The organism is Microbacterium sp. UMB0228, assembly GCF_002871415.1.
In the GTDB taxonomy this organism is placed as follows: Bacteria; Actinomycetota; Actinomycetes; order Actinomycetales; family Microbacteriaceae; genus Microbacterium.
This window is the reverse complement of sequence record NZ_PNFU01000005.1, coordinates 98710-117782: the sequence shown is the minus strand read 5'-3', so window position 1 is coordinate 117782 and position 19073 is coordinate 98710. Positions and strand designations below refer to the sequence as shown.

Here is a 19073-nt window from a genome sequence, read left to right as displayed (position 1 = left end):
TCCTCAGCCCAGCAGCTTCTGTGCGTCGTCGCCGGCCTGCGCCATCGCGTCCTTGGCGCTCTGCTGGCCCACGAGGACGGCCTGCACGCGGTCGGCGATCACCGTCTCGATCTGGGCGTACTGCGGGTACTGCCAGAACGGGTTGGTGGTGGCGGTCGCCGTGATCTTCTCGGCGAAGCGCGAGCCGAACGCGTCGGACGCCACCTCCTTCGAGGCCTGGGCCTCTTCGGTCACGGGCGGCAGGCCGCGCAGCTCGTAGTCGCCGAGCACCGCCTTCAGGTCGCTCGTGGCCCACTGGCCGAAGTCTGCGGCCGTGCGGGTGCTGTCGCCGGAGCCACCGCCGACGATGGCGATGGCACCGCCCCAGACGAGGGCGCGCGGGGTGTCGCCCTTCTTCAGCACCGGCCGGGACTCGGGCACGAGCTTGGAGGCGAGGTCGGGATCCGGCGAGTCCTTCGTGACGGACGCGCGACCGACGGGGGCGTCGTCGTAGATGGCGGCGCGGCCCTGGGCGAACAGCGAGCGGGCGTCGAAGCGATCGACGTCGGCGGCGATGAGCCCCTGGTCGTACAGCGACTTGTACCAGGTGACCGCCTCGATGCTGGCGTCGTCGCCGATCGTGACCTTGCCGTCCTTGACGAGGTCGCTGCCGAACGTCTGCATCCAGATGAGGACGTCCTTGAGCTGGGCGGCCTTGGTCGAAGCGGCGTAGGGGATGAGGCCGCCGCCGAGGGCCTTGAGCTTCTTCAGCGCCGCCTCGAAGTCGTCGACGGTCGTCGGGAACGTGGAGATCCCCGCCTTCGTCAGCAGCTCGGAGTTCGTGATGAGGCCGATCGCGCCGATGGTCCAGGGGAAGGCGTACTGCTTCCCGTCGAGCTGCGTGGCCTCCAGGCTCGAGGCCGTGTACCCGCGCCCCTTCGTGAGCGCCGAGACGTCCTCCAGCTTCCCGAGCGCGGCCAGCGAGGCGAGCCAGGCGACGTCGACGTGCGCGGCGCCGGTGAACTGCCCGCCGCGCACCTGCAGCATGAGCTGCTTGAAGTACTCGTTGTAGGGGAAGGAGACCTCGGTGATGCCGACGTCGTTGGTCTTCTTGTAGCCGTCGAGCAGCGCGCGGGTGGCCGGGGCGGCGGCCTCCTCGGTGAGCGACCAGCTGGAGAAGGAGAAGTCGGTGGCGGTGAAGTCGCCCGCGCCGAGCCCGGCGCCGGGGGAGGAGGACGGACTGCCGCTGCCGCCGCCGCTCGGCATGCAACCGGCGAGGAGGAGGCCGGCGGCGCCGAGCCCGGCGAACTGCAGCAGCTGGCGACGGGAGACGGTGGTGTTCTCGGACATGGGATGCTCTCTCTTCTTCGAGGGACTGCGGATGAGGGGGTGGTGCGGGTCAGCCCTTGACCGCGCCGGCGGTGAGTCCGCCGACGAGGAAGCGCTGCAGGGCGATGAACGCGATGGCCACGGGGAGCGAGACCACGAGCGAAGCCGCCATGAGCTCCGGCCAGGCGGTGGACGCCTCGCCGATGAACGTGTTGACGAGGCCGGGCGGCAGGGTCTGCTTGTCGGGACCGGCGAGGGTGAGGGCGAAGATGAAGTCGTTCCAGCCCCGGACGAACGCGAACAGTCCCGCGGCGATGAGGCCGGGCGCGGCCAGCGGCAGCACGATCGAGTGGATGATGCGGAGGCGGGAGGCACCGTCGACGCGGGCGGCCTCGATGAGCTCGTCCGGGATCGTGTCGAAGAAGCCCTTCAGCATCCACACGCACAGCGGCAGCGTGAACGTCGTGAACGACAGCACGAGCGCCGTGTAGGTGTTGAGCAGGCCGTAGGCCGAGAACACCGCGTAGAGGGTGATGAGCAGCAGCGCCTGCGGGAACATCTGCGAGGCCAGGACGAAGTACATGAGGCTGCGGCGGCCGCGGTAGCGGAACTTCGAGAACGCGTAGCCCATGTACGCCGACACCAGCACCGAGAGGATCGCGGTGATGACGGAGACCACGATGCTGTTGCGGAGGTAGCCGAACAGGGCCGGGTTGTTCGCGAGCGCGGCGTAGGCCTCGAACGTGATCTCGGTGGGGAACAGCTTCGGCGGGTAGCTGAACACCTCCGTGCGCGGGGTGAGCGACGTCGCGAGCAGCCAGTACACGGGCAGCAGGGCGAACCCGCCGAAGACGACGACGGCGATCCAGGCGCTCACGGTGGAGGCGCGGCGGTCGGCGCGGTGGCGCCGACGGCGGGGCGCGGCGGGTGGGGCGGAGACGGCGGCCACCGTCTCTTCGGTCAGCACGGCGGTCATCGCTTCTCTCCCTTCTCGGACAGGCGGACGTAGACGACGACGAGCGCCATCAGCAGGATCATCCAGAGCAGGCCGATCGCCCCGGCGTGGCCGAGGTCGAAGCCGTCGAACGCGGTCTCGTAGACGGCGGTCGCGAACGTCTGGGTGGAGCCGGCGGGACCGCCGCCGGTGAGGACGTAGATGATGTCGAAGTGCTGGAAGTTCCAGATGAACTCCAGCAGGATCACGAGGCCGATGATCCCGCTCATCTGCGGGACCGTGATGGAGAAGAAGCGGCGGATGGTGCCGGCGCCGTCGATCTCGGCGGCCTCGTGCAGCTCGATCGGCACGGTCTGCAGGCCGGCGAGGAGCATGACCATCATCCAGGGGAACGACTGCCACGTCTTCGCGACGATCACGGCGATCATGGCGGTGGTGGGGTTCGCGAGCCACGCCTGCGGGGAGTCGATGAGGCCCACGGTCTCCAGGGCCGCGTTGAGCACGCCGTAGTTGGCATTGAAGATCCACATCCAGAGGAACGACACGACCACGCCGGGGATCAGCCACGGGATGAGCATGAGGCCGCGGAGCACCTTGGCGCCGCGGATGCGCGTGTTCAGGGCGAGGGCGAGGCCGAAGCCGATCACGAACGGCGCGATGGTCGTGCCGAGGGTGAAGACGAGCGTCTGCGTGAGGAGGGGGAAGAACTCGCCCGTCAGCACGTCGACGATGTTCTGGAAGCCGACGAACTCGCGGCCGGGCTCGACGAGGCTCTGCTTGTAGAACGCGGTGATGAGGGCCGTGATCAGTGGGTACACGACGACGGCGGCGAGGAGCGCGAGGCCGGGAGCCGTGAGGAGGAGCGCGAACATCCCGTCCGAGAGGCGACGGGGCCGGCGACCTGTTCCTATCTGTGAGGAAATGGTCTGTTCTGTCATCTAGGTCATCCTTGGCCTGGGGTGATGTGTCCGCACTCTCGCGGTGCGGTCTCGGGCTTCCCCAGTATTTCCGGCACATTACGGCGACGTCAACTGGAGAGCGCAATAGTCAGAAAGTGGTGGAAAGTGGTTTGTTTTGTGAACCGATTCGCCGGGAGAAGGCTCTCGACCTTCTGGAGCTGCTAGCTCCGCCGCGGTGATCCTCGCGATCAGACACACCTCGACGGCCCCGCTCGCGGCCCGGTGTAGGCCAGAATTCTGGCCGGCAAATCGGCCAAAAGTCGGGCTAGAATCTTCCTATGCAGACGATCTCCGTGAGTGAAGCGAAGGACAGGCTGTCCCAGTTGGTGGAATCGATCGACACGACGCATGATGCCGTGACGATCACCCGTCACGGCCGTCCGGCGGTCGTCATGCTCAGTGTCGACGACCTCGAAGCGCTGCAGGAGACCCTTGTCCTGCTTCATGACCCCGAACACGCTGCCGAGGTCGAGGAAGCTGACGAGGACATCGCCGAAGGGCGCACCCTGAGCCTCGCTGAGGTGCGCGAGCAGCTGGCTCGCCGGTGAGCTCGGACGCGTACGACGTTCAGGTCACACGCCCGGCGATGCGTGCTCTGCAGCGGCTGGAGCCGAAGTTCGCTGACGCGGTGCTGCGGTTTCTCTCCGGGCCGCTGGCGGAGAACCCGCTGCGAGTGACGAAGCCGCTGGGTGCGGAGCTGGAAGGACAACGTACGGGGTACGTGGGCATCGCTTACCGGCTCGTGGTGAGGGTCGACGTCGAGGCCCGGACGGTCTACGTGCTCCGCATCGCTCATCGAGCGGATGTCTACCGGCGGCGCTGAGAGCTAGCCGCATGCCGGCCGGCCCGCCCGACGGTCGGCCGCGCCGCGACGGCGTCAAGTCTGTGGTCAGCCGAAACGATCAGTATCGATCCTTGCTAGTCGATTATCGATTGGCTACGGTCGGAGCAGCCGCTCCCGCGGCGCCGCGCGCATCGCCGTGCGGGAAGCGACAGTTCGGAGACGCGATGAAGCGTGTACTGGCAAGCCTGACCCTGGCGGCGGTGTTCGGATCCGCCCTCGCTGCGGCGGTCCCGGCTGCGGCTGCGGCCGCGGACGACGACGCCCTCTACCTCGCGCCGGGAGGTGACGACACGGCCTCCGGCACGATCGACGACCCCCTCGCGACGCTGGAAGGCGCCCGCGACCGGATCCGCGCGCTGAGGGCGGATTCCGCGCTCCCGGACGACGGCCTCACGGTGTACCTCCGGGAGGGCACGTACCCCCGCTCGGCGTCGTTCGAGATCGGCGCGCAGGACTCGGGCACTGCCGACGCCCCCATCACCTACCGCTCGTACCCGGGGGAGACCGCCACCCTCACCGGCGGTCGCGAGCTGCCGCGCGACCAGTTCGCCGCGGTCGACGACGCGGCGGTGACCGACCGCATCATCGACCCGGCTGCCCGCGACCGTGTCGTCGGGATCGACCTCGCCGACCTCGGCATCACCGACTACGGTCAGCTCAGCCGCCACGGCTACTGGAAGGCCAACGACGTCAGCACCACCCCGCCCATGGAGCTGTTCATCGACGGCCAGGGCATGACCCTCGCGCGCTGGCCCAACGCCGACGCGGCCACCCCGACCGTGCAGATGGGCGACATCATCGACGCCGGGCCGGACCGCAACGACGCCGACCTGCAGGAGCGCGGCGGCACGTTCAGCTACGGCTACGACCGTCCGAAGCACTGGACCCAGGCCGAGGACGTGTGGCTGGACGGCATCTTCGGCTACAGCTGGGAGTGGTCGTACAACAAGATCGAGAGCATAGACACCGAGGCGAAGACCATCACCCTCCGCTACGGCGAGATGTCCGGGATCATGAAGAGCTGGTTCCCCGACTTCCACTTCGCGCAGAACCTGCTGGAGGAGCTCGACGCCCCCGGCGAGTACTACATCGACCGCGACGCCGGGAAGCTGTACCTCATCCCGAACGCGGCCTTCACGTCCGGCCGCGGCGCCGTGACGGTCACGACGCTCGACGAGCCGATGCTGCGCGCCGACGGGGCCTCGTACGTGAACTTCGACGACCTCGTGATGGAGTACGGACGCGCGACGGCCGCGGTCATCCTCGGGGGCTCGCACGTGACGATCTCGCACAGCGACATCCGCAACTTCACCGACGGCGGCGTGCTCATCAACTCGCCAGGGCGCTACACCTACGACGGCATCCCGGTGAACCGGGGTGGCCGCGACCACGCCGTCACCGACAGCCGGCTCACGCACGTCGGCGGCGTCGGCGTGGTGCTCCAGGGCGGTGACAAGACGACGCTCGAACCCGGCCGCAACCGGGTCGAGAACTCCGAGATCGCCGACTTCGCGTACTACCACAAGGCCTACAACCCCGGCGTGATGTTCGACGGCGTCGGCAACATCGCCAGGGACAACGAGATCCACGACGCTCCGCACCCCGGGATCATCGTGCACGGCAACGACCACCTGTTCGAACGCAACGAGGTGTACGACGTCTGCAAGCAGTTCCACGACCTCGGTGCGATCTACATGAACTCCGGCAAGACCCCGCAGCAGCGCGGTCACGTGTTCCGGGAGAACTACTTCCACGACATCGGCGTCGGCATGGCGGGCGTCGAGGGCATCTACGCCGACAACTTCACGTGGGATCTCACGATCGAGAAGAACGTGTTCGTGAACATGGGCAACGGTGCGATCAAGAGCGGCTCGGCCGACTACATCGAGGCGCGCAACAACGTCTTCGTCGACGCCTACGCCCCGTACGACAACTACGAGCAGTGGATGGGCAACCAGGAGGGCAACGTCGTCGACCGCGACTACATGCCGGCCTGGGAGAAGGTGTTCGCCGACAACAACGACTTCGTCGGCACGCCGTACCTGACGAAGTACCCCGAGCTCGCGCACTTCTTCGAGGACGACCACTACTTCCCGAACCACAGCACGTTCGCGGAGAACGTCGTGTGGAACCCGAACCGGGCCCGGATGGCCGGCGTCAACGAGCACGGCGCGAAGGACGGGAAGAACCTCCTGAACTACGAGGACAACTGGGTGGCCGACGCCGACCCCGGCTTCGTGGACGCCGCGAACGGCGACTACACGCTGAAGGCCGATGCAGCCGTGTTCGACCAGATCCCGGGCTTCGAGGCGATCGCCTTCGGCGAGATCGGGGTCGACGGCGCGATCGGGCAGACGCAGCAGCCGCAGACCATCCCGCTCGAGGACATCGCGTTCGACAGCGACACGCTCACGATCGACGCGGGGGACGAGGTGCGGGTGCGCGCCGTGCCGCTGCCCTGGAACGCCGACGACGCCGCGGTGACCTATGCCTCGGCCGACACCGCCGTCGCCTCCGTCAACGACAAGGGCGTGGTGCTCGGCATGGGCCCCGGCACGACCACGGTGACGGCGACGGCGAAAGCCGATGCCACCAAGACCGCGACCATCGAGGTGATCGTCGAGGAGGGCGACGGCGTGCTGCACTTCACCGACTTCGAGTCGGGGGCGAACGGCTGGCCGACCGACCCGAACCGCTCCATCCAGGTGGATGCGTCGGGCGACAAGGTGTACCGCATCCTCAAGGGCGCCAACAGCATCCTGCCGCGGGACTTCACGGAGTTCGTGCTCGACTTCGACGTCACGGCGCCGGCCACGACCCCCGCCAACGCGGGACTCATCGTCTACGACCGCAACGGCAAGGGTGGCGGCTACATCCGCTTCCGCCAGGCCGCGGCCGGGCCGACCTGGACGATCTTCGACGACGCCTGGAAGGTCGTCGCCGAGAAGGTCGTGCCGGCGGCACAGGGCCTGACCCCCGGCGAGACCTCGCACGTCCGTATCGCGGTGCAGGACGGGCAGATCCGGATCTCCGTCAACGGGGCGATCGCGCTGGAAGGCGCCGACCCCGGCCCCGGCACGGCCGGCCGGGTCGGGTTCTACGTGGAGAACTACGCCTCGCTCGACTTCGATGACATCGGGTTCTCGCTCTCCGGCGTGCCGGTCACGGGCGTGAGCCTGGACGCCGATGCCGTGGGACTGACCGTGGGGGAGCGGCGGTCCGTCGCGGCCACGGTCGCCCCGGAGGACGCCAGCGACGGCCGGGTCACCTGGACGACCGACGCCCCGGAGGTCGCCACGGTCTCCGGGGGACGGATCGCGGGAGTGACGGCGGGCACGGCGACGATCACCGCGACCTCGGTCGCCGATCCGAGCCTCAGCGACACGGTCACCGTGACCGTGGACGACGCCGAGTACCCGACCACCCGCCTGGACGGCCAGCTGAAGGACGGAGCGAACTGGAGCCAGTCCGACCTGATCGCGGTGGACGACACCGGTGTCGTGATCAGCGGTCAGGGCGTGCACGGCTACGAGGCCGAGCGCTTCGGCGGCACCCTGCTGCAGTTCGAGGCGGAGTTCGGCGCCTTCGACGGCGGCTGGTACGGCTTCCAGGCGCGCTCCGACCAGACCGGCCTTCCCGCCTGGCAGAACTCCAACACCGGATACCTCGCGGTGATCAAGGAGGACGTGATCGAGTTCCAGAGCTGGACCCCGGGCCAGACCATGCTCGACAGCATCCCCAACACGGTCATCGAGCCGAACTCCACGCACCGCATCGAGTTCGGGGCCGTCGCCGAGGACGGCGGCACCCGCATCGTGCTCCGGGTCGACGACGCGACCGTGTGGAACATGGTCGACGCCAGGGAGAACCTCCGCATCGGTGCGGACGGCTTCTTCAACGTCTACCACTACGGCAAGACGAACACCCTGGCCGTGCGGCCGACACCCCCTCCCGCGACGGTGACCGGCATCTGCTGGGCGCCCGAAGCCGACCCGAAGACCCGCTACGTGCGCGGCGAGGAGCTCGACGTGACCGGCATGCTGCTGGGCGTGGACTGGAGCGACGGATCCCGCACCACCCAGCAGGTGACGGCGGACATGGTCAGCGGCTTCGACAGCAGCAAGGTGCGCCCGCACCACACGCTCACCGTGACGTACGCTGGCGCGAGCGTCGAGCTCCCGATCTCGGTGCGACCGAAGCTCAAGAACGACGAACAGGACGTGCCACGATGCGGGTGACCTTCATCGGAGACTCGATCACCGACGCGGGGCGCGATCGCTCCGACCCGGAGTCCTTCGGGGACGGCTATGTGTCACTCCTCGCCCCCGAGCTGCAGGCCGCGGGGGCCACGGTCCGCAACCTCGGGATCGCGGGGGACCGTGCCCGCGACCTGGCCGCGCGGTGGGACGCGGAGCTGCTGCCCACGGCGCCGGAGCTGCTGACCGTGTACGTCGGCGTGAACGACATGTGGCGGCGGTTCGACAGCGACGACCCGACCTCGGCCGAGGAGTTCGCCGCCACGCTCGGCGACCTCCTCGGCCGCGCGGTGGCCGCGCACGCCCCGCGGCTGATCCTGATGGAGCCGTACTTCCTCCCGGTGACGGAGGAGCAGCGCACGTGGCTTGACGACCTCGACGGGAAGCGGGCGGCGGTGCGGGCTCTCGCCGCGGAGCACGGGGCGGCGTTCGTGCCCCTGCACGAGGTGTTCACGGCGGCGGCGGAGCAGTATCCGGTCGTCGAGCTCGCGCCGGACGGGGTGCACCCGACGCCCCGCGGATCCGCCCTCATCGCGGATGCCTGGCGCACGGCCGCGTCCATTAGCGATAGTCGATAATGGACGTAGACTGATGGTCATGACGGATGCTCTCGGCACGGCCGGACTGCAGCGCGGACTGCTGTCGGATCAGATCTACGCGCTCATCAAGGCGATGATCAAGGACTCGACGCTGGCCCCCGGCGAGCAGCTCGTGGAGTCGCAGCTCGCCCGGCAGATGCAGGTGAGCCAGGCGCCCGTGCGCGACGCTCTCAAGCGGCTCGCCCACGAGGGTCTCGTGTCGCACGTGCGGCATCAGGGCAACTTCGTCGCGAGCTACTCCGCGGAGGAGGCGGCGCAGGCCAAGGTCGCCCGCGTCGAGCTGGAGGGGCTGGCGGGACGGCTGGCCTGCGGGGCGCTCGACCCTGCTCGCCGCGCCGAGCTCGTCGGCCTCATCGCGCAGATGCATGAGGCGGCGGAGGCGGAAGACCTCGCCCGGTTCCGCGAACTCGACTTCACCTTCCACCGTGCGGTGATCGAGGCCAGCGGCAACGTGTACCTCCCCCGCATGTGGGACCTCCTGGAGCCGAGCCTCCGCGTCATGCACGTGCTCGGCGACCCCACCTTCACGGGGGACTGGCACGAGGTCGCGGACTGGCACAAGGGCCTGCTCGACACCCTGGAGGCCGGCGACGAAGAGGCCGCGTCCGCCCTCTTCCGCGCCCACGCCGCCGGCACCCTCCTCGACTGACCCCCGCGCGAGGTCGCAGTTTCACACCGAGGTCGCACGCATGACCGGAGTCCCTGCGGCACGGTGAGGATGTGCGACGGGGTGCGGAAGTGTCCGGGGTGGGGAGTCCCTGCTCGAGGTCGCAGTTTCACACCGAGGTCGCACAGGTGACCGGAGTCCCTGCGGCACGGTGAGGATCTGCGACGGGGGGCTACGCGGTGAAGGGGGAGAGGCGGTCGGCGGTACCGGACCAGAATGCTCGAGCCTCGGCCGGGGACAGCGGAGGAAGAGCCTGCCGGGTCGCGGCGAGCACCTCCGCGTAGGTCGTGGTCCGCGTGGACATCGGCCAGTCGCTGCCGTACATCAGCCGTTCCGCGCCGAAGAGGGCGAACGCGGAGCGCAGCAGCTCCCGCGACTCCTCCGCCCCGCGCGCCGCGAGGTCGAGCCCGGAGACCTTCGCCGACACGCCCGGAGCCGACGCGGCCTCGGCGAGGGCGGAGAGCCATGCGCCATCGGCCGTCCGGACGCCGAGGCCGAGGTGGCAGACGACGATCGCGGTGTCGGGGTGCCGTCGGGAGAGGGCGGCCGCGGCGGGCAGCTGCTCCGGGCGGATGAGCAGTTCGAGGGTGCGGGCGGTCGCGCCGAGGTGGGCGGCGAGGGCGTCGAGGCCGTCCACATCCGAGAGATCCGCGGCGAACTGCGGCACCGCGGCGCGCACGCCGACCACGGCCGGAGAGAACGCGACCGCCGTGGCGCCGGCGGCTCGTCCCGGCGCGGGGGTGTACTGCAGCACCACGCGTCGCAGGAACGGGTCGCGGGCCGCGGTCGCGGTCAGCCACTCCGCCTCCGCCACCGAGTCCGCCGCCTGCACGGCGATGGCGGAGGAGACGCCGGCGTCGGTCAGCTCCCGTCCGAGACGAGCGGCCGCGGCCTGCCGGGGGAGCCCGAGGTCGTCGCGGAACCACGGGATCGGCACGGCGTCCGCATCCCAGACGTGCACATGGGCGTCGACGATCCGCACGTCAGCTCCCGGGCCGCGCGGTCATGCAGCCTCCGCGTCGAGGGCGTCCCACAGTGCGGCGGGCAGCGCGGCGTCGATGCCGTCCACGAACGCGTCCACCTCGGCGGGGGTGCGCGCCCCGACGACCACCGCATCCGCACCCTGCCGCAGCGGGAACTGCACCGCGGCATCCGCGAGGCGCACGCCGTACGCGGCGCACACGGCCTGCAGGCGCTGTGCCCGCTCCCGGAGCTCCGGGGGTGCCGGCTTGTACTCGAAGAACGGGGAGCCGACCGGGTCGACGAGGATGCCGGAGTTGAACACCGCGGCCGCGAGCACCCCGATGCCTCGGGCCGCCGCGGTCGGCAGCAGCCGGTCCAGGGCGGTGCGGTCGAGCAGCGTGAGCCGACCGGCCTCCATCACCACGTCGAGCGGCGCCTCGGCGACGTAGCGCTCCAGGGGGTCGAGCCGTCCCAGGCCCACGCTGATCGCGCGCACGACCCCTTCGTCGCGCAGCTCGGCGAGGGCCGGAAGCGCCGTCGCGAACGCCGCCTCCACGTCTAGGGGGTCGTGCAGGTGCAGCACGTCCACGCGATCGACACCCATCCGGGCGAGGCTGCCCGCGAGGCTCCTCCGCACGCCGTCCCTGCTGAGGTCGACGACGGAGTCGTGTCCGCTCGCGGCGCCCGCGACGGGGCGGCCGTCCGCATCGACCAGCACCCGGCCGACCTTCGTCGCGATCACGTAGTCGTCCCGCGGCACGCCGCGCAGGGCGAGGCCGAGCTTCCGCTCGCTCTCGCCCGAGCCGTACAGCGGTGCGGTGTCGAAGAAACGGACGTCGCGGGCGAGCGCCGCCTGCACGGTGGCCACCGCGTCGCCGTCGGGCACAGGGGCGAAGAGGTTGCCGATCGGCGCGCACCCGAGTCCGACGTCGTCGCGGGCGGCGACCTCGGGATTCAGCGGACGGAGCTCTGGACGGAACGCCATGCCTCGTACTCCTCGCGGCTGTCGGGGGTCAACGGGTAGTAGTCGCTCAGGCGTGCGCCCTCGTCGAGACGGCGGCGGCTGAACACCTCCCACTCCTCGTGATCGCGCGCGTCGTCCACGACCCGCGGCGCCATGGCCTGCGGCACCACGACAGGGCCGTCGTCGTCTGCCACCACGAGGTCTCCCGGCATGCACAGGGCCCCGCCCACCGCGACGGGCACGTCGTACGCCCACGGCACGAGCTCCGACTGCGAGGCGTAGTGCGGGGTCGTGCCCGTCGACCACACCGGGATCCCGAGCTCGCGGATGCGGCCGGCGTCGCGGATGCGGCCGTCCACGACGATCCCCGCCCCGCCCTTGCGCGCGAAGTAGCGCGCCAGGATGTCGCCGATGCACCCGGAGAACCGGCTGCCGTACGCCTGGATCACCAGCACGTCGCCGGGCTGCACGGCCTCGAGCACGTGCCACAGGGCGGTGTGCCGCTCGGCGTACTCCTGGCCGTCGCCCGAGGCCATGTCCTCGCGCTGCGGCATGAACTGCAGGGTCAGCGCCGAGCCGACGACGCGCTGGCCGAGGCTCAGCGGCTCCGGTCCGTCGATGTAGCTGCGGCGGATCCCGAGTCCGTGCAGCTTGGCGCACGCGGTGGCGGAGGAGATCGCGTCGAAGGAGTCGACCACCTCGCGCGAGGGCCGCTGGTAGGCCCCACCCCGCACGGGCAGGGCGAAGTCGGGTCGGATCAGATCGGCGCTCATGCGTCTCCTTCAGGGAACAGGTGGCGCGGCGATCCGGTCGCACGCGCGATGGTCAGGTCGAGGTCGGCGGTGTGCGCCGGGGGCAGGGCCACCACGAGGTCGTCGTCCACGTCGAAAGTCGTGGTGACGGTCGGGGCGTCCGGAGCGGTGTACGTGCCCGAGGCGCCGGGCCAGAAGCCGGGCTCCTCGCCGGAGGCCGTGACCCGCACGATCCGGTCGAGGCCGAAGCGCCCGCCGCGCAGCCGCACGGTGCGGGTGTGCACGGCAGAGGTGTTCACGAGCTGCACGCCGATGCCGTCGTCGTCGAGACGGTGCACGAGCGCGGCGACGTCCTCCGGGAGTCCGGGCCGCGCGCGGTCGACGTCCTCGTAGCGGAGCGCCGTGAAACCGAGCCCGCCGTTGTAGAGCACCTGCGGCGCCCCGCCGACGAGCTGGGTCAGCACCTCCGTCACCACCGGGTTCACGCGCTGCCAGAAGTGCAGGTGCGCGGCGTCGGGGTCGCGGTCGTCGGCGAGCATCATCGCGGCACGACGTGCCACCTGGCCGAGCGCCATCTCCAGCGCCCGCACCGGATAGTCGGGCAGGTCGCCAGAGAGGTACGCGAACCAGCCGGCCTCGTGACCCGCCTCCTCCTTGTCGCGGAACGGCGCGACGAGGTCGGCGGAGGAGGGGAGGCCGGCGATCGCCGTCTCCAGCCGCTCCCGGTCGGACGACCGCCGCGACCACCACCACAGCCACAGGGGGAGGTCGAGCTGCAGCGGACCGTAGTCGAACCAGCCGTCCGCGCCGTGGCGGTAGGGGACCAGCAGAGCGGGCTCGGTGGCAGCGGCGCCGAGCCGGGCCATCCACCCGCCGCGCAGGCTGTACGTGGACTCCGCGACGCTGCCCGTGCGCGCCTCGGCGAGCACGGTGTCGAGCATGGTGCGCACGAGGTCGAGGGCGCCGTCGTCGCCCGTGACGAGCGCGTGGTTCAGGGCACCGATCAGAGCGCTCATGCCGACGGAGTGCAGCCCGTGCGGCCAGGCCCAGCCGTAGTGGCCGCCCCACCAGCGGCCGTCGTGGAGGGAGCCGACGGTGCCGTCCGGGCCGACGTTGTCGGGAAGCAGCCCGCCGGCCGCGCGCGCACGCCAGCCGTCGACGTACCGGCGGATCCAGGCGGCCGCCTCCTCGTCACCGTCGTAGAGCCAGCGGTTCGCGGCGAGGGAGGTCGCGGCGAGGTTCACGGCGATATCGCCGGCTGCCCGGCGCTGCATCTCCTCCGCCATCCGCTGGGCGTGGGCGGGGTCGGCGAGGTCGTCCCAGGAGGCGATGCCGTCCAGGCCGTGCAGCGGCAGACCGTAGGGGCGCATCTCGTCGCGGTCGGCGGTGTACGGCACGATCTTCTCGTCGAGACCCTCGCGGGCACCCAGAGCGCCGTTGTGCGGCGAGCGGATCATGTTGCGCTCGGCGTCGTAGTTGCCCTGTGCGGGGTCGGTGAAGAGGGCCGCGAACCGGGCGGCGCGCGCGGCGAACGCGGGGTCGGCCGGGTCGGCGGCGCAGATGCCGGCGAGGAACAGCAGCGACTCGCCCTGATGGAACCAGTCGTAGCCGTTGTCGTACTCCTCGGTGAGCATGCCCGCCTCGGCGAGCTGCACGGTCACGCCCTCCCAGTGCCGCTTGGCGTCGGCGAGCACCTCGTCGGAGCCGCCGAGCAGGTAGAACGCGGGCCAGTTGAAGAAGGGCTCGTACAGGTCGTCGACGCCGTCGCGGTCGATGAACTCGGCGACGCCGCGGAGGCGGCCGTCCGGCAGCGTGTAGCGGTCGCGGAAGAGGCGGCGGGCCTCCTCGACCTCGGCGAAGAGCCGGCGCTGCAGCACGGCCCAGGCCGGGATCGCACGCAGCGGACGGGTGAGCGGAGTCTCCGGCACGGTCATCCCTTCGTCGCTCCGGCGACCAGGCCGCCGATGATGTGGCGCTGCATCACGATGAAGAACACCATCGCGGGCAGCACGGCCAGCAGGAGGGTCGGGAACACCTGTGTGTAGTCGGTCGAGAACTGTCCGACCGCCGCGTAGACGCCGGTGGTGAGCGTGTAGATCCCGGAGCTCGGCCCGAGGATGATCTGCGGACTCACGAAGTCGTTCCACACGCCGATCGAGTTGAGCACCACGACCGTCGCGACGACGGGCTTCATGATCGGGAAGATGCACGCCCAGAACGCGCGGATGGGCCCGGCGCCGTCCAGGGACGCCGCCTCGTCGATGTCACGCGGCACGCTGCGGAGGTAGGCCGTGAACAGGAAGATCGTCACCGGCAGGGTCGCCGCCGTCTCGAAGAGGATGAACCCGGGGATCGTGTTGATGAGCCCGAGCACCCGCAGCACGAAGACCACGGGGATCAGCGTCACCTGACCGGGGATGAAGAGCCCGGAGACGAAGAGGAGCAGCAGTCCCAGGTGCCACTTCGACCGCCCGCGGGCGATGACGTAGGCGACGGGCGCGGCGAGGGCGATGCAGCACAGGTTCACGAGCACGACGAACAGCAGTGTGATGCCGTACGCGGCGATCACGTTGAACTTGCTGCTCGTGATCGCGGCCCACAGGTAGTCGAACGTGAACATCTGCGGCGTGATCAGCAGCGGGTTCTCGATGATGTCGGCCTGCGGTTTGAACGCGTTGATCAGCATCGTGTACATCGGGATCAGCATCGTGATCGCGACGACGCCGAGGACGATCCACCGGATCGTGCTGACGGCGAGGGCCGGGCGGTTGCGGGTCTGCTTCATCAGTCGGTCGCCTTCTGCTCGGCGCGGCGTCGCACCAGCGTGACGGCGAGGCCGACGACCGCGGTGACGATGAGGAGGATCATGGACTGCGCGGCGCCGAAGCCGAGGGCCGAGTTCGCGAAGGAGTCCTTGAGGATCTGGTAGACGATGGTCTGCGTCGAGCCGGCAGGTCCGCCGTCGGTGAGCGACAGCACCACGTCGTACGCCTTGAGGAGCCCGACGAGGGTGAGCACGAGGTTCACGGTGAAGACGGGCGCGATGAGAGGCAGCGTGATGGACCGGAACTGCTGCCACCGCGAGGCGCCGTCCACGGTCGCCGCCTCGTAGTACTCCGCGGGGACGGACTTGATGCCGGCGAGGAACAGGATCATGTTGAAGCCGAAGTGCGACCACACGATCGTGAAGATCACGCTCGCCTTGGCGAAGGTCGGGTCCGTGAGGAACGGCATCGCCGGGAGGCCGAGCGTGCTGAGCAGACCGTTGACGGCGCCGGTGGGGGAGAGCATCGCCGACCAGAGGAAGCCGATGATGAGGGCGCTGATCACGTACGGGTAGAAGAAGATCGTGCGCAGGATCGTGTTCGAGCGGCCGGGCCCGGAGATGAGCGCGGCGATCGCGAGTCCGATGGCGTTGCAGAGGATCGTGCCGACCACCGCGATGACGCCCGTGAAGATCGCGGCCTGCGTCGAGCGCGGGCTGCGGAACGCCTTGATGTAGTTGTCCCAGCCGATGAAGTTGAAGTTGAGGCTGTAGCCGTTCCAGTCGGTGAAGCTGAGCACCGCCGCGAGGATCATCGGGATGACGAACATCGCGAGGAAGACCGCGACGGCCGGGCCGCCCATGAGGATGCCGGGGATCCGGTTCCGCCACTGCTGCAGCGCCGTGCGGCGGCGCGGGGCGGGGGGCGAGCTCATCGGCGTCGATGGTCCTGTCGGGGTGGCGGCGGCGGCCGGAGGCGGCGCGGTCGTGGTGGGCGGAGTCATGGCGGCACTCTCGTTCTCGGTGGCGCGTTCAGGGGGAGGCGCTGGGGCAGCGCCGGGACGGCGCCCGGGACGGATGTCGCGTCCCGGGCGCCGCGAGGGTCAACCGGCGTTGGCGGCGAACCAGTCGTCCATGGCCTGCAGCACCTGGTCGGCGGGTGCGCCGCCGAGCAGGGCCTGGGCCTGGGTGTTGATCTCGCCGGAGTAGCCGTCCGGGAGCGTGCGCTCGCCGTAGCCGCCGCCGGTGGGCGTGTAGGCCTCGGCCGGGGTGTCGGCCACGATCTGCAGCAGCTCCTCGCCGAGCGGCGTCATGTCGTACTCGTAGCCGTCGCGGAAGTTGCCGTCGACCGCGAGCTGGTCGCTCACCGCGGTCTGGTCGGTGGTAAGGAACTCGATGAGCTTCGCCGCCGCGTCCTGATTCTTGCTCGCCTTGAGGATCGAGTACGGGCTGGCGATGTTGGCGCCCATCGCTGGCTGCTCGTCGGCGCTCATGGCGGGGGCGCGGAAGACGCCGATGTCCGCGGAGTCGGCGGCCTTCGCCTGCGTGCCGGCGAACCAGCTGCCCATCGAGTACACCGCCGTCTTGCCCGAGAGGAAGGCCTGCTCGGCGTCCGGGTACTTGATGCCCAGGGCGTCGCCGGGGATGTAGCCCTCGGACACCCAGTCCGCGTAGGTCTCGACCGCATCGCCGTAGGTCTCGCTGAAGGTGACGTCGCCTGCCGAGATGTCCTGGAACCACTCCGGGTCCTCGGCGATGATGGTCGGCAGTCCGAGCGCCTGCAGGGTGTGGCTCGTCATCCAGTCGCCGCCGGTCTGGACGGGCGTCCACCCCGCGTCCTTGAGCTTGCCGAGGGCCTCGGTGAGCTCGTCGACCGTGGTCGGCACCTCCGTGATCCCCGCCTCCTCGAACGCGGTCTTGTTGTAGAAGAAGAGGCTCTGCAGCTGCACGCCGATGCCGGCCATGTAGTTCTTGCCGTCGATCGAGTACTGGTCGGCGAGCGGACCGGACGACGCCCACTCGTACTGCGAGAGGTCGACGAGCTCGGGGGCGAGCTTGGTGGTGGGGGCGATGGACTGCACGACGTCGGGAGCGTCGCCGGCGGCCAGCAGGCGCGGCACGGCGGCTTCGACGCCCTCCGCACCCGGGTTCTGGATGACGACGTCGATGTTCGGGTTGGCGTCCTCGAACGGCGCGACGAGGTCGTTCCAGAACTCCTCTGTCAGGTTCGGGGTGACGTTCACGAGCATGCGCACGGTGACGTCGCCGCCGGCGTCACCGCCGTCGTCGCCGGCGGTGGTCGAGCAGCCGGCGATGGCGAGGGCGGACACCGCCGCGATGCCGGCGAGGGGGAGGACTCGGGCCTTGATCATCGTTGATCCTTTCCTGATGCATGAGGGAGGGCCGCTCGCGACATTACACTAATCGATAATCGTTTGTGAAGAGCGGGCAGCATCGAACCCGCTCGGACCGCGGTCCGGTCTGCGGCCTCCGAGCGGGGCGCGCGGCGCGGTCAGCCGGCGGCGCGGCGGGCGCGGTACGCCGCCACGGCGTTGCGATTGGCGCAGCTCGTCGAGCAGTAGCGCTTGGAGCGGTTGCGGGAGAGGTCGAGGGCGATCGCCTGGCATGTCCCGTCCGCGCAGACGGTGAGGCGAGAGCCCTCGTCCGTGCGGATGACGTCGATCAGGGCCATCGCCGTCTCCACGAGCACCCGTTCGGCGAGCGGGCGTTCGTCGGCGAGCCCGTGCAGGTGCCAGTCCAGCTCGCCGTGGCGGACGAGGCGAGGGGTCAGGCGCACCTCGGCGAGGGCGGCGTTGACATGCGCGGCCATCTCGTCGCGCGGAGCGAGCAGCATGGCGCGGAGGCGCGGCCGCAGAGCGCGGAGGTCGTCGAGCTCCACCGTGTCCCCGTCGACCCGTCCCGTGTACGGGAACACCCGAAGGAAGGCCTTCTCGTCGTCGATGTCGACCAGGGTGTCCGGGTCCTCCGCCGAGTTCGCGAGCCAGACCGCTGCGCGCAGCGCATCCTCTGTGTCATCGGTGAAGACCATGTTGACAGCTTACTCCCGCCGGCGTAGCGTCATCCCTCATGAGCACCGTGGCTGATGACACTCCGCGCACCCGGACCGGGGTGCGCCTCGGCCTGCCGCTCGCTGTCGCCGCCGCCTTCGCGTTCGGCTCCTCCGGGGCCTGGGCGCGCGGACTCATCGATGCGGGGTGGACGCCGGGGGCCGCCGTCACGGTGCGGGTCTGGGTCGCGGCGCTCGTGCTGCTCGTCCCCACGGTCCTCGCGCTTCGCGGGCGGTGGCGTGCTCTCCGGCAGAACGCGGGGATGGTCGCCGCCTACGGCCTCCTCGCCGTCGCGGCCACCCAGCTCTGCTACTTCCAGGCCGTGGCGCTGATGGACGTCGGGATCGCGCTGCTCATCGAGTACACCGCCCCGGTCGCGGTGCTCCTCTGGCTCTGGCTGCGCCGGGGCGAGCGTCCCACGCGGCGCAGCGTCCTCGGTGCCGTCATCGCCTTCGTCGGGCTCGTCCTCATGCTCGACATCGTCACCGGGGCGCAGGTGGACGTCGTCGGTGTCCTCTGGGCGCTCGGGGCGATGGTGGGGGCCGCGAGCTACTTCGTGCTGTCCGCCCGGGCCGACACCGGGATCCCGCCGATCGCCCTCGCGGGCAGTGGGCTGCTGCTCGGTGCCGTGGGTCTGAGCCTCGCCGCGCTCATCGGCGTGCTCCCGTTCGCGTGGACGACGGCCGACGTCGACTACCGGTTCGGCGCGGTGCCGTGGTTCGTGCCGGTCCTCGCGATCGGCGTGATCGCCACGGCCCTCGCGTACGTGCTCGGCATCGTCTCGACGCGGATGCTCGGCTCCCGGCTGGCCTCGTTCGTCGCGCTCGCCGAGGTCGTGGCGGCCCTGCTCTTCGGCTGGCTCCTGCTCGGCCAGCTCCCCGGCCCGCTGCAGGCCCTCGGGGGCGTGCTCGTGCTCGCCGGCGTGGTCGTGGTCAAACTGGGCGAGCCCCGTCCTGCCGCCTGAGCCCACTCGC

Annotated in this window: 17 protein-coding genes; 6 read left to right on the top strand and 11 right to left on the bottom strand. The window is 70.2% G+C overall.

Annotated features, from left to right (window positions below; translation table 11 throughout):
- Positions 1–3 precede the first annotated feature (3 nt).
- Genes CJ226_RS12790 through CJ226_RS12780 form a run of 3 tightly spaced genes read right to left on the bottom strand, consistent with a single transcriptional unit; the run spans position 4 to position 3135 of the window.
- Complete coding sequence (locus tag CJ226_RS12790) at positions 4–1329, bottom strand: extracellular solute-binding protein (protein WP_062637048.1); 1326 nt, start codon at positions 1327–1329, stop codon at positions 4–6.
- Positions 1330–1378: 49 nt separating this feature from the next.
- The gene (locus tag CJ226_RS12785; protein WP_025105392.1) at positions 1379–2284 is read right to left on the bottom strand and encodes a carbohydrate ABC transporter permease; all 906 of its coding nucleotides are present in this window, start codon (positions 2282–2284) and stop codon (positions 1379–1381) included.
- The gene (locus CJ226_RS12780; protein WP_174235390.1) at positions 2281–3135 is read right to left on the bottom strand and encodes a carbohydrate ABC transporter permease; all 855 of its coding nucleotides are present in this window, start codon (positions 3133–3135) and stop codon (positions 2281–2283) included. Before CJ226_RS12780 ends, CJ226_RS12785 begins: the two co-directional genes overlap by 4 nt.
- A gap of 365 nt (positions 3136–3500) precedes the next feature.
- Here CJ226_RS12780 and CJ226_RS12775 point away from each other — a divergent pair, with 365 nt between their 5' ends.
- The 5 genes from CJ226_RS12775 (at position 3501) to CJ226_RS12755 (ending at position 9570) form a co-directional block, all read left to right on the top strand.
- Positions 3501–3770, top strand: coding sequence for a type II toxin-antitoxin system Phd/YefM family antitoxin (locus CJ226_RS12775; RefSeq protein ID WP_102209402.1), 270 nt, complete (start codon positions 3501–3503; stop codon positions 3768–3770).
- The gene (locus tag CJ226_RS12770) at positions 3767–4045 is read left to right on the top strand and encodes a type II toxin-antitoxin system RelE/ParE family toxin (protein WP_102209401.1); all 279 of its coding nucleotides are present in this window, start codon (positions 3767–3769) and stop codon (positions 4043–4045) included. Before CJ226_RS12775 ends, CJ226_RS12770 begins: the two co-directional genes overlap by 4 nt.
- A 185-nt stretch (positions 4046–4230) precedes the next feature.
- On the top strand, positions 4231–8304 hold the full coding sequence (locus CJ226_RS12765) for an Ig-like domain-containing protein (protein ID WP_102209400.1): 4074 nt from the start codon (positions 4231–4233) through the stop codon (positions 8302–8304).
- A complete protein-coding gene (locus tag CJ226_RS12760) occupies positions 8295–8900 on the top strand; it encodes an SGNH/GDSL hydrolase family protein (RefSeq protein WP_102209399.1) in 606 nt (201 codons plus the stop codon). Before CJ226_RS12765 ends, CJ226_RS12760 begins: the two co-directional genes overlap by 10 nt.
- A gap of 19 nt (positions 8901–8919) precedes the next feature.
- A complete protein-coding gene (locus CJ226_RS12755) occupies positions 8920–9570 on the top strand; it encodes a GntR family transcriptional regulator (RefSeq protein ID WP_060922931.1) in 651 nt (216 codons plus the stop codon).
- A gap of 190 nt (positions 9571–9760) precedes the next feature.
- Here the strand turns inward: CJ226_RS12755 and CJ226_RS12750 are convergent, their stop codons facing one another.
- From CJ226_RS12750 to CJ226_RS12715, 8 genes are all read right to left on the bottom strand, one after another.
- On the bottom strand, positions 9761–10570 hold the full coding sequence (locus tag CJ226_RS12750) for an amidohydrolase (protein WP_102209398.1): 810 nt from the start codon (positions 10568–10570) through the stop codon (positions 9761–9763).
- Positions 10571–10591: 21 nt separating this feature from the next.
- Complete coding sequence (locus CJ226_RS12745; RefSeq protein ID WP_102209397.1) at positions 10592–11536, bottom strand: aldo/keto reductase; 945 nt, start codon at positions 11534–11536, stop codon at positions 10592–10594.
- On the bottom strand, positions 11506–12288 hold the full coding sequence (locus CJ226_RS12740) for a dimethylmenaquinone methyltransferase (RefSeq protein WP_062637033.1): 783 nt from the start codon (positions 12286–12288) through the stop codon (positions 11506–11508). Before CJ226_RS12740 ends, CJ226_RS12745 begins: the two co-directional genes overlap by 31 nt.
- Positions 12285–14201 (bottom strand): hypothetical protein, encoded by a 1917-nt coding sequence (locus CJ226_RS12735; RefSeq protein WP_102209396.1) that lies wholly within the window; start codon positions 14199–14201, stop codon positions 12285–12287. Before CJ226_RS12735 ends, CJ226_RS12740 begins: the two co-directional genes overlap by 4 nt.
- Positions 14198–15052 (bottom strand): carbohydrate ABC transporter permease, encoded by an 855-nt coding sequence (locus tag CJ226_RS12730; protein WP_102209395.1) that lies wholly within the window; start codon positions 15050–15052, stop codon positions 14198–14200. Before CJ226_RS12730 ends, CJ226_RS12735 begins: the two co-directional genes overlap by 4 nt.
- Entirely contained in the window at positions 15052–16035 is a 984-nt protein-coding gene (locus CJ226_RS12725) for a carbohydrate ABC transporter permease (protein WP_231868278.1), read from the bottom strand. The genes CJ226_RS12730 and CJ226_RS12725 overlap by 1 nt, the downstream gene beginning before the upstream one ends.
- 99 nt (positions 16036–16134) lie before the next feature.
- Complete coding sequence (locus tag CJ226_RS12720; RefSeq protein ID WP_062637025.1) at positions 16135–17403, bottom strand: ABC transporter substrate-binding protein; 1269 nt, start codon at positions 17401–17403, stop codon at positions 16135–16137.
- 140 nt (positions 17404–17543) lie between these two features.
- Complete coding sequence (locus CJ226_RS12715; RefSeq protein WP_062637024.1) at positions 17544–18080, bottom strand: CGNR zinc finger domain-containing protein; 537 nt, start codon at positions 18078–18080, stop codon at positions 17544–17546.
- A 38-nt stretch (positions 18081–18118) separates the two neighbouring features.
- Between CJ226_RS12715 and CJ226_RS12710 the strand changes: the two genes are divergently transcribed.
- Entirely contained in the window at positions 18119–19063 is a 945-nt protein-coding gene (locus tag CJ226_RS12710; RefSeq protein WP_180964594.1) for a DMT family transporter, read from the top strand.
- Positions 19064–19073: the final 10 nt, after the last annotated feature.

Coding starts and splice junctions, on each gene's coding strand:
- CJ226_RS12790 (WP_062637048.1), bottom strand. CDS start 1,329: ATGTCCGAGAACACCACCGTCTCCCGTCGCCAGCTGCTGCAGTTCGCC.
- CJ226_RS12785 (WP_025105392.1), bottom strand. CDS start 2,284: ATGACCGCCGTGCTGACCGAAGAGACGGTGGCCGCCGTCTCCGCCCCA.
- CJ226_RS12780 (WP_174235390.1), bottom strand. CDS start 3,135: ATGTTCGCGCTCCTCCTCACGGCTCCCGGCCTCGCGCTCCTCGCCGCC.
- CJ226_RS12775 (WP_102209402.1), top strand. CDS start 3,501: ATGCAGACGATCTCCGTGAGTGAAGCGAAGGACAGGCTGTCCCAGTTG.
- CJ226_RS12765 (WP_102209400.1), top strand. CDS start 4,231: ATGAAGCGTGTACTGGCAAGCCTGACCCTGGCGGCGGTGTTCGGATCC.
- CJ226_RS12760 (WP_102209399.1), top strand. CDS start 8,295: ATGCGGGTGACCTTCATCGGAGACTCGATCACCGACGCGGGGCGCGAT.
- CJ226_RS12755 (WP_060922931.1), top strand. CDS start 8,920: ATGACGGATGCTCTCGGCACGGCCGGACTGCAGCGCGGACTGCTGTCG.
- CJ226_RS12745 (WP_102209397.1), bottom strand. CDS start 11,536: ATGGCGTTCCGTCCAGAGCTCCGTCCGCTGAATCCCGAGGTCGCCGCC.
- CJ226_RS12740 (WP_062637033.1), bottom strand. CDS start 12,288: ATGAGCGCCGATCTGATCCGACCCGACTTCGCCCTGCCCGTGCGGGGT.
- CJ226_RS12735 (WP_102209396.1), bottom strand. CDS start 14,201: ATGACCGTGCCGGAGACTCCGCTCACCCGTCCGCTGCGTGCGATCCCG.
- CJ226_RS12730 (WP_102209395.1), bottom strand. CDS start 15,052: ATGAAGCAGACCCGCAACCGCCCGGCCCTCGCCGTCAGCACGATCCGG.
- CJ226_RS12725 (WP_231868278.1), bottom strand. CDS start 16,035: ATGACTCCGCCCACCACGACCGCGCCGCCTCCGGCCGCCGCCGCCACC.
- CJ226_RS12720 (WP_062637025.1), bottom strand. CDS start 17,403: ATGATCAAGGCCCGAGTCCTCCCCCTCGCCGGCATCGCGGCGGTGTCC.
- CJ226_RS12715 (WP_062637024.1), bottom strand. CDS start 18,080: ATGGTCTTCACCGATGACACAGAGGATGCGCTGCGCGCAGCGGTCTGG.
- CJ226_RS12710 (WP_180964594.1), top strand. CDS start 18,119: ATGAGCACCGTGGCTGATGACACTCCGCGCACCCGGACCGGGGTGCGC.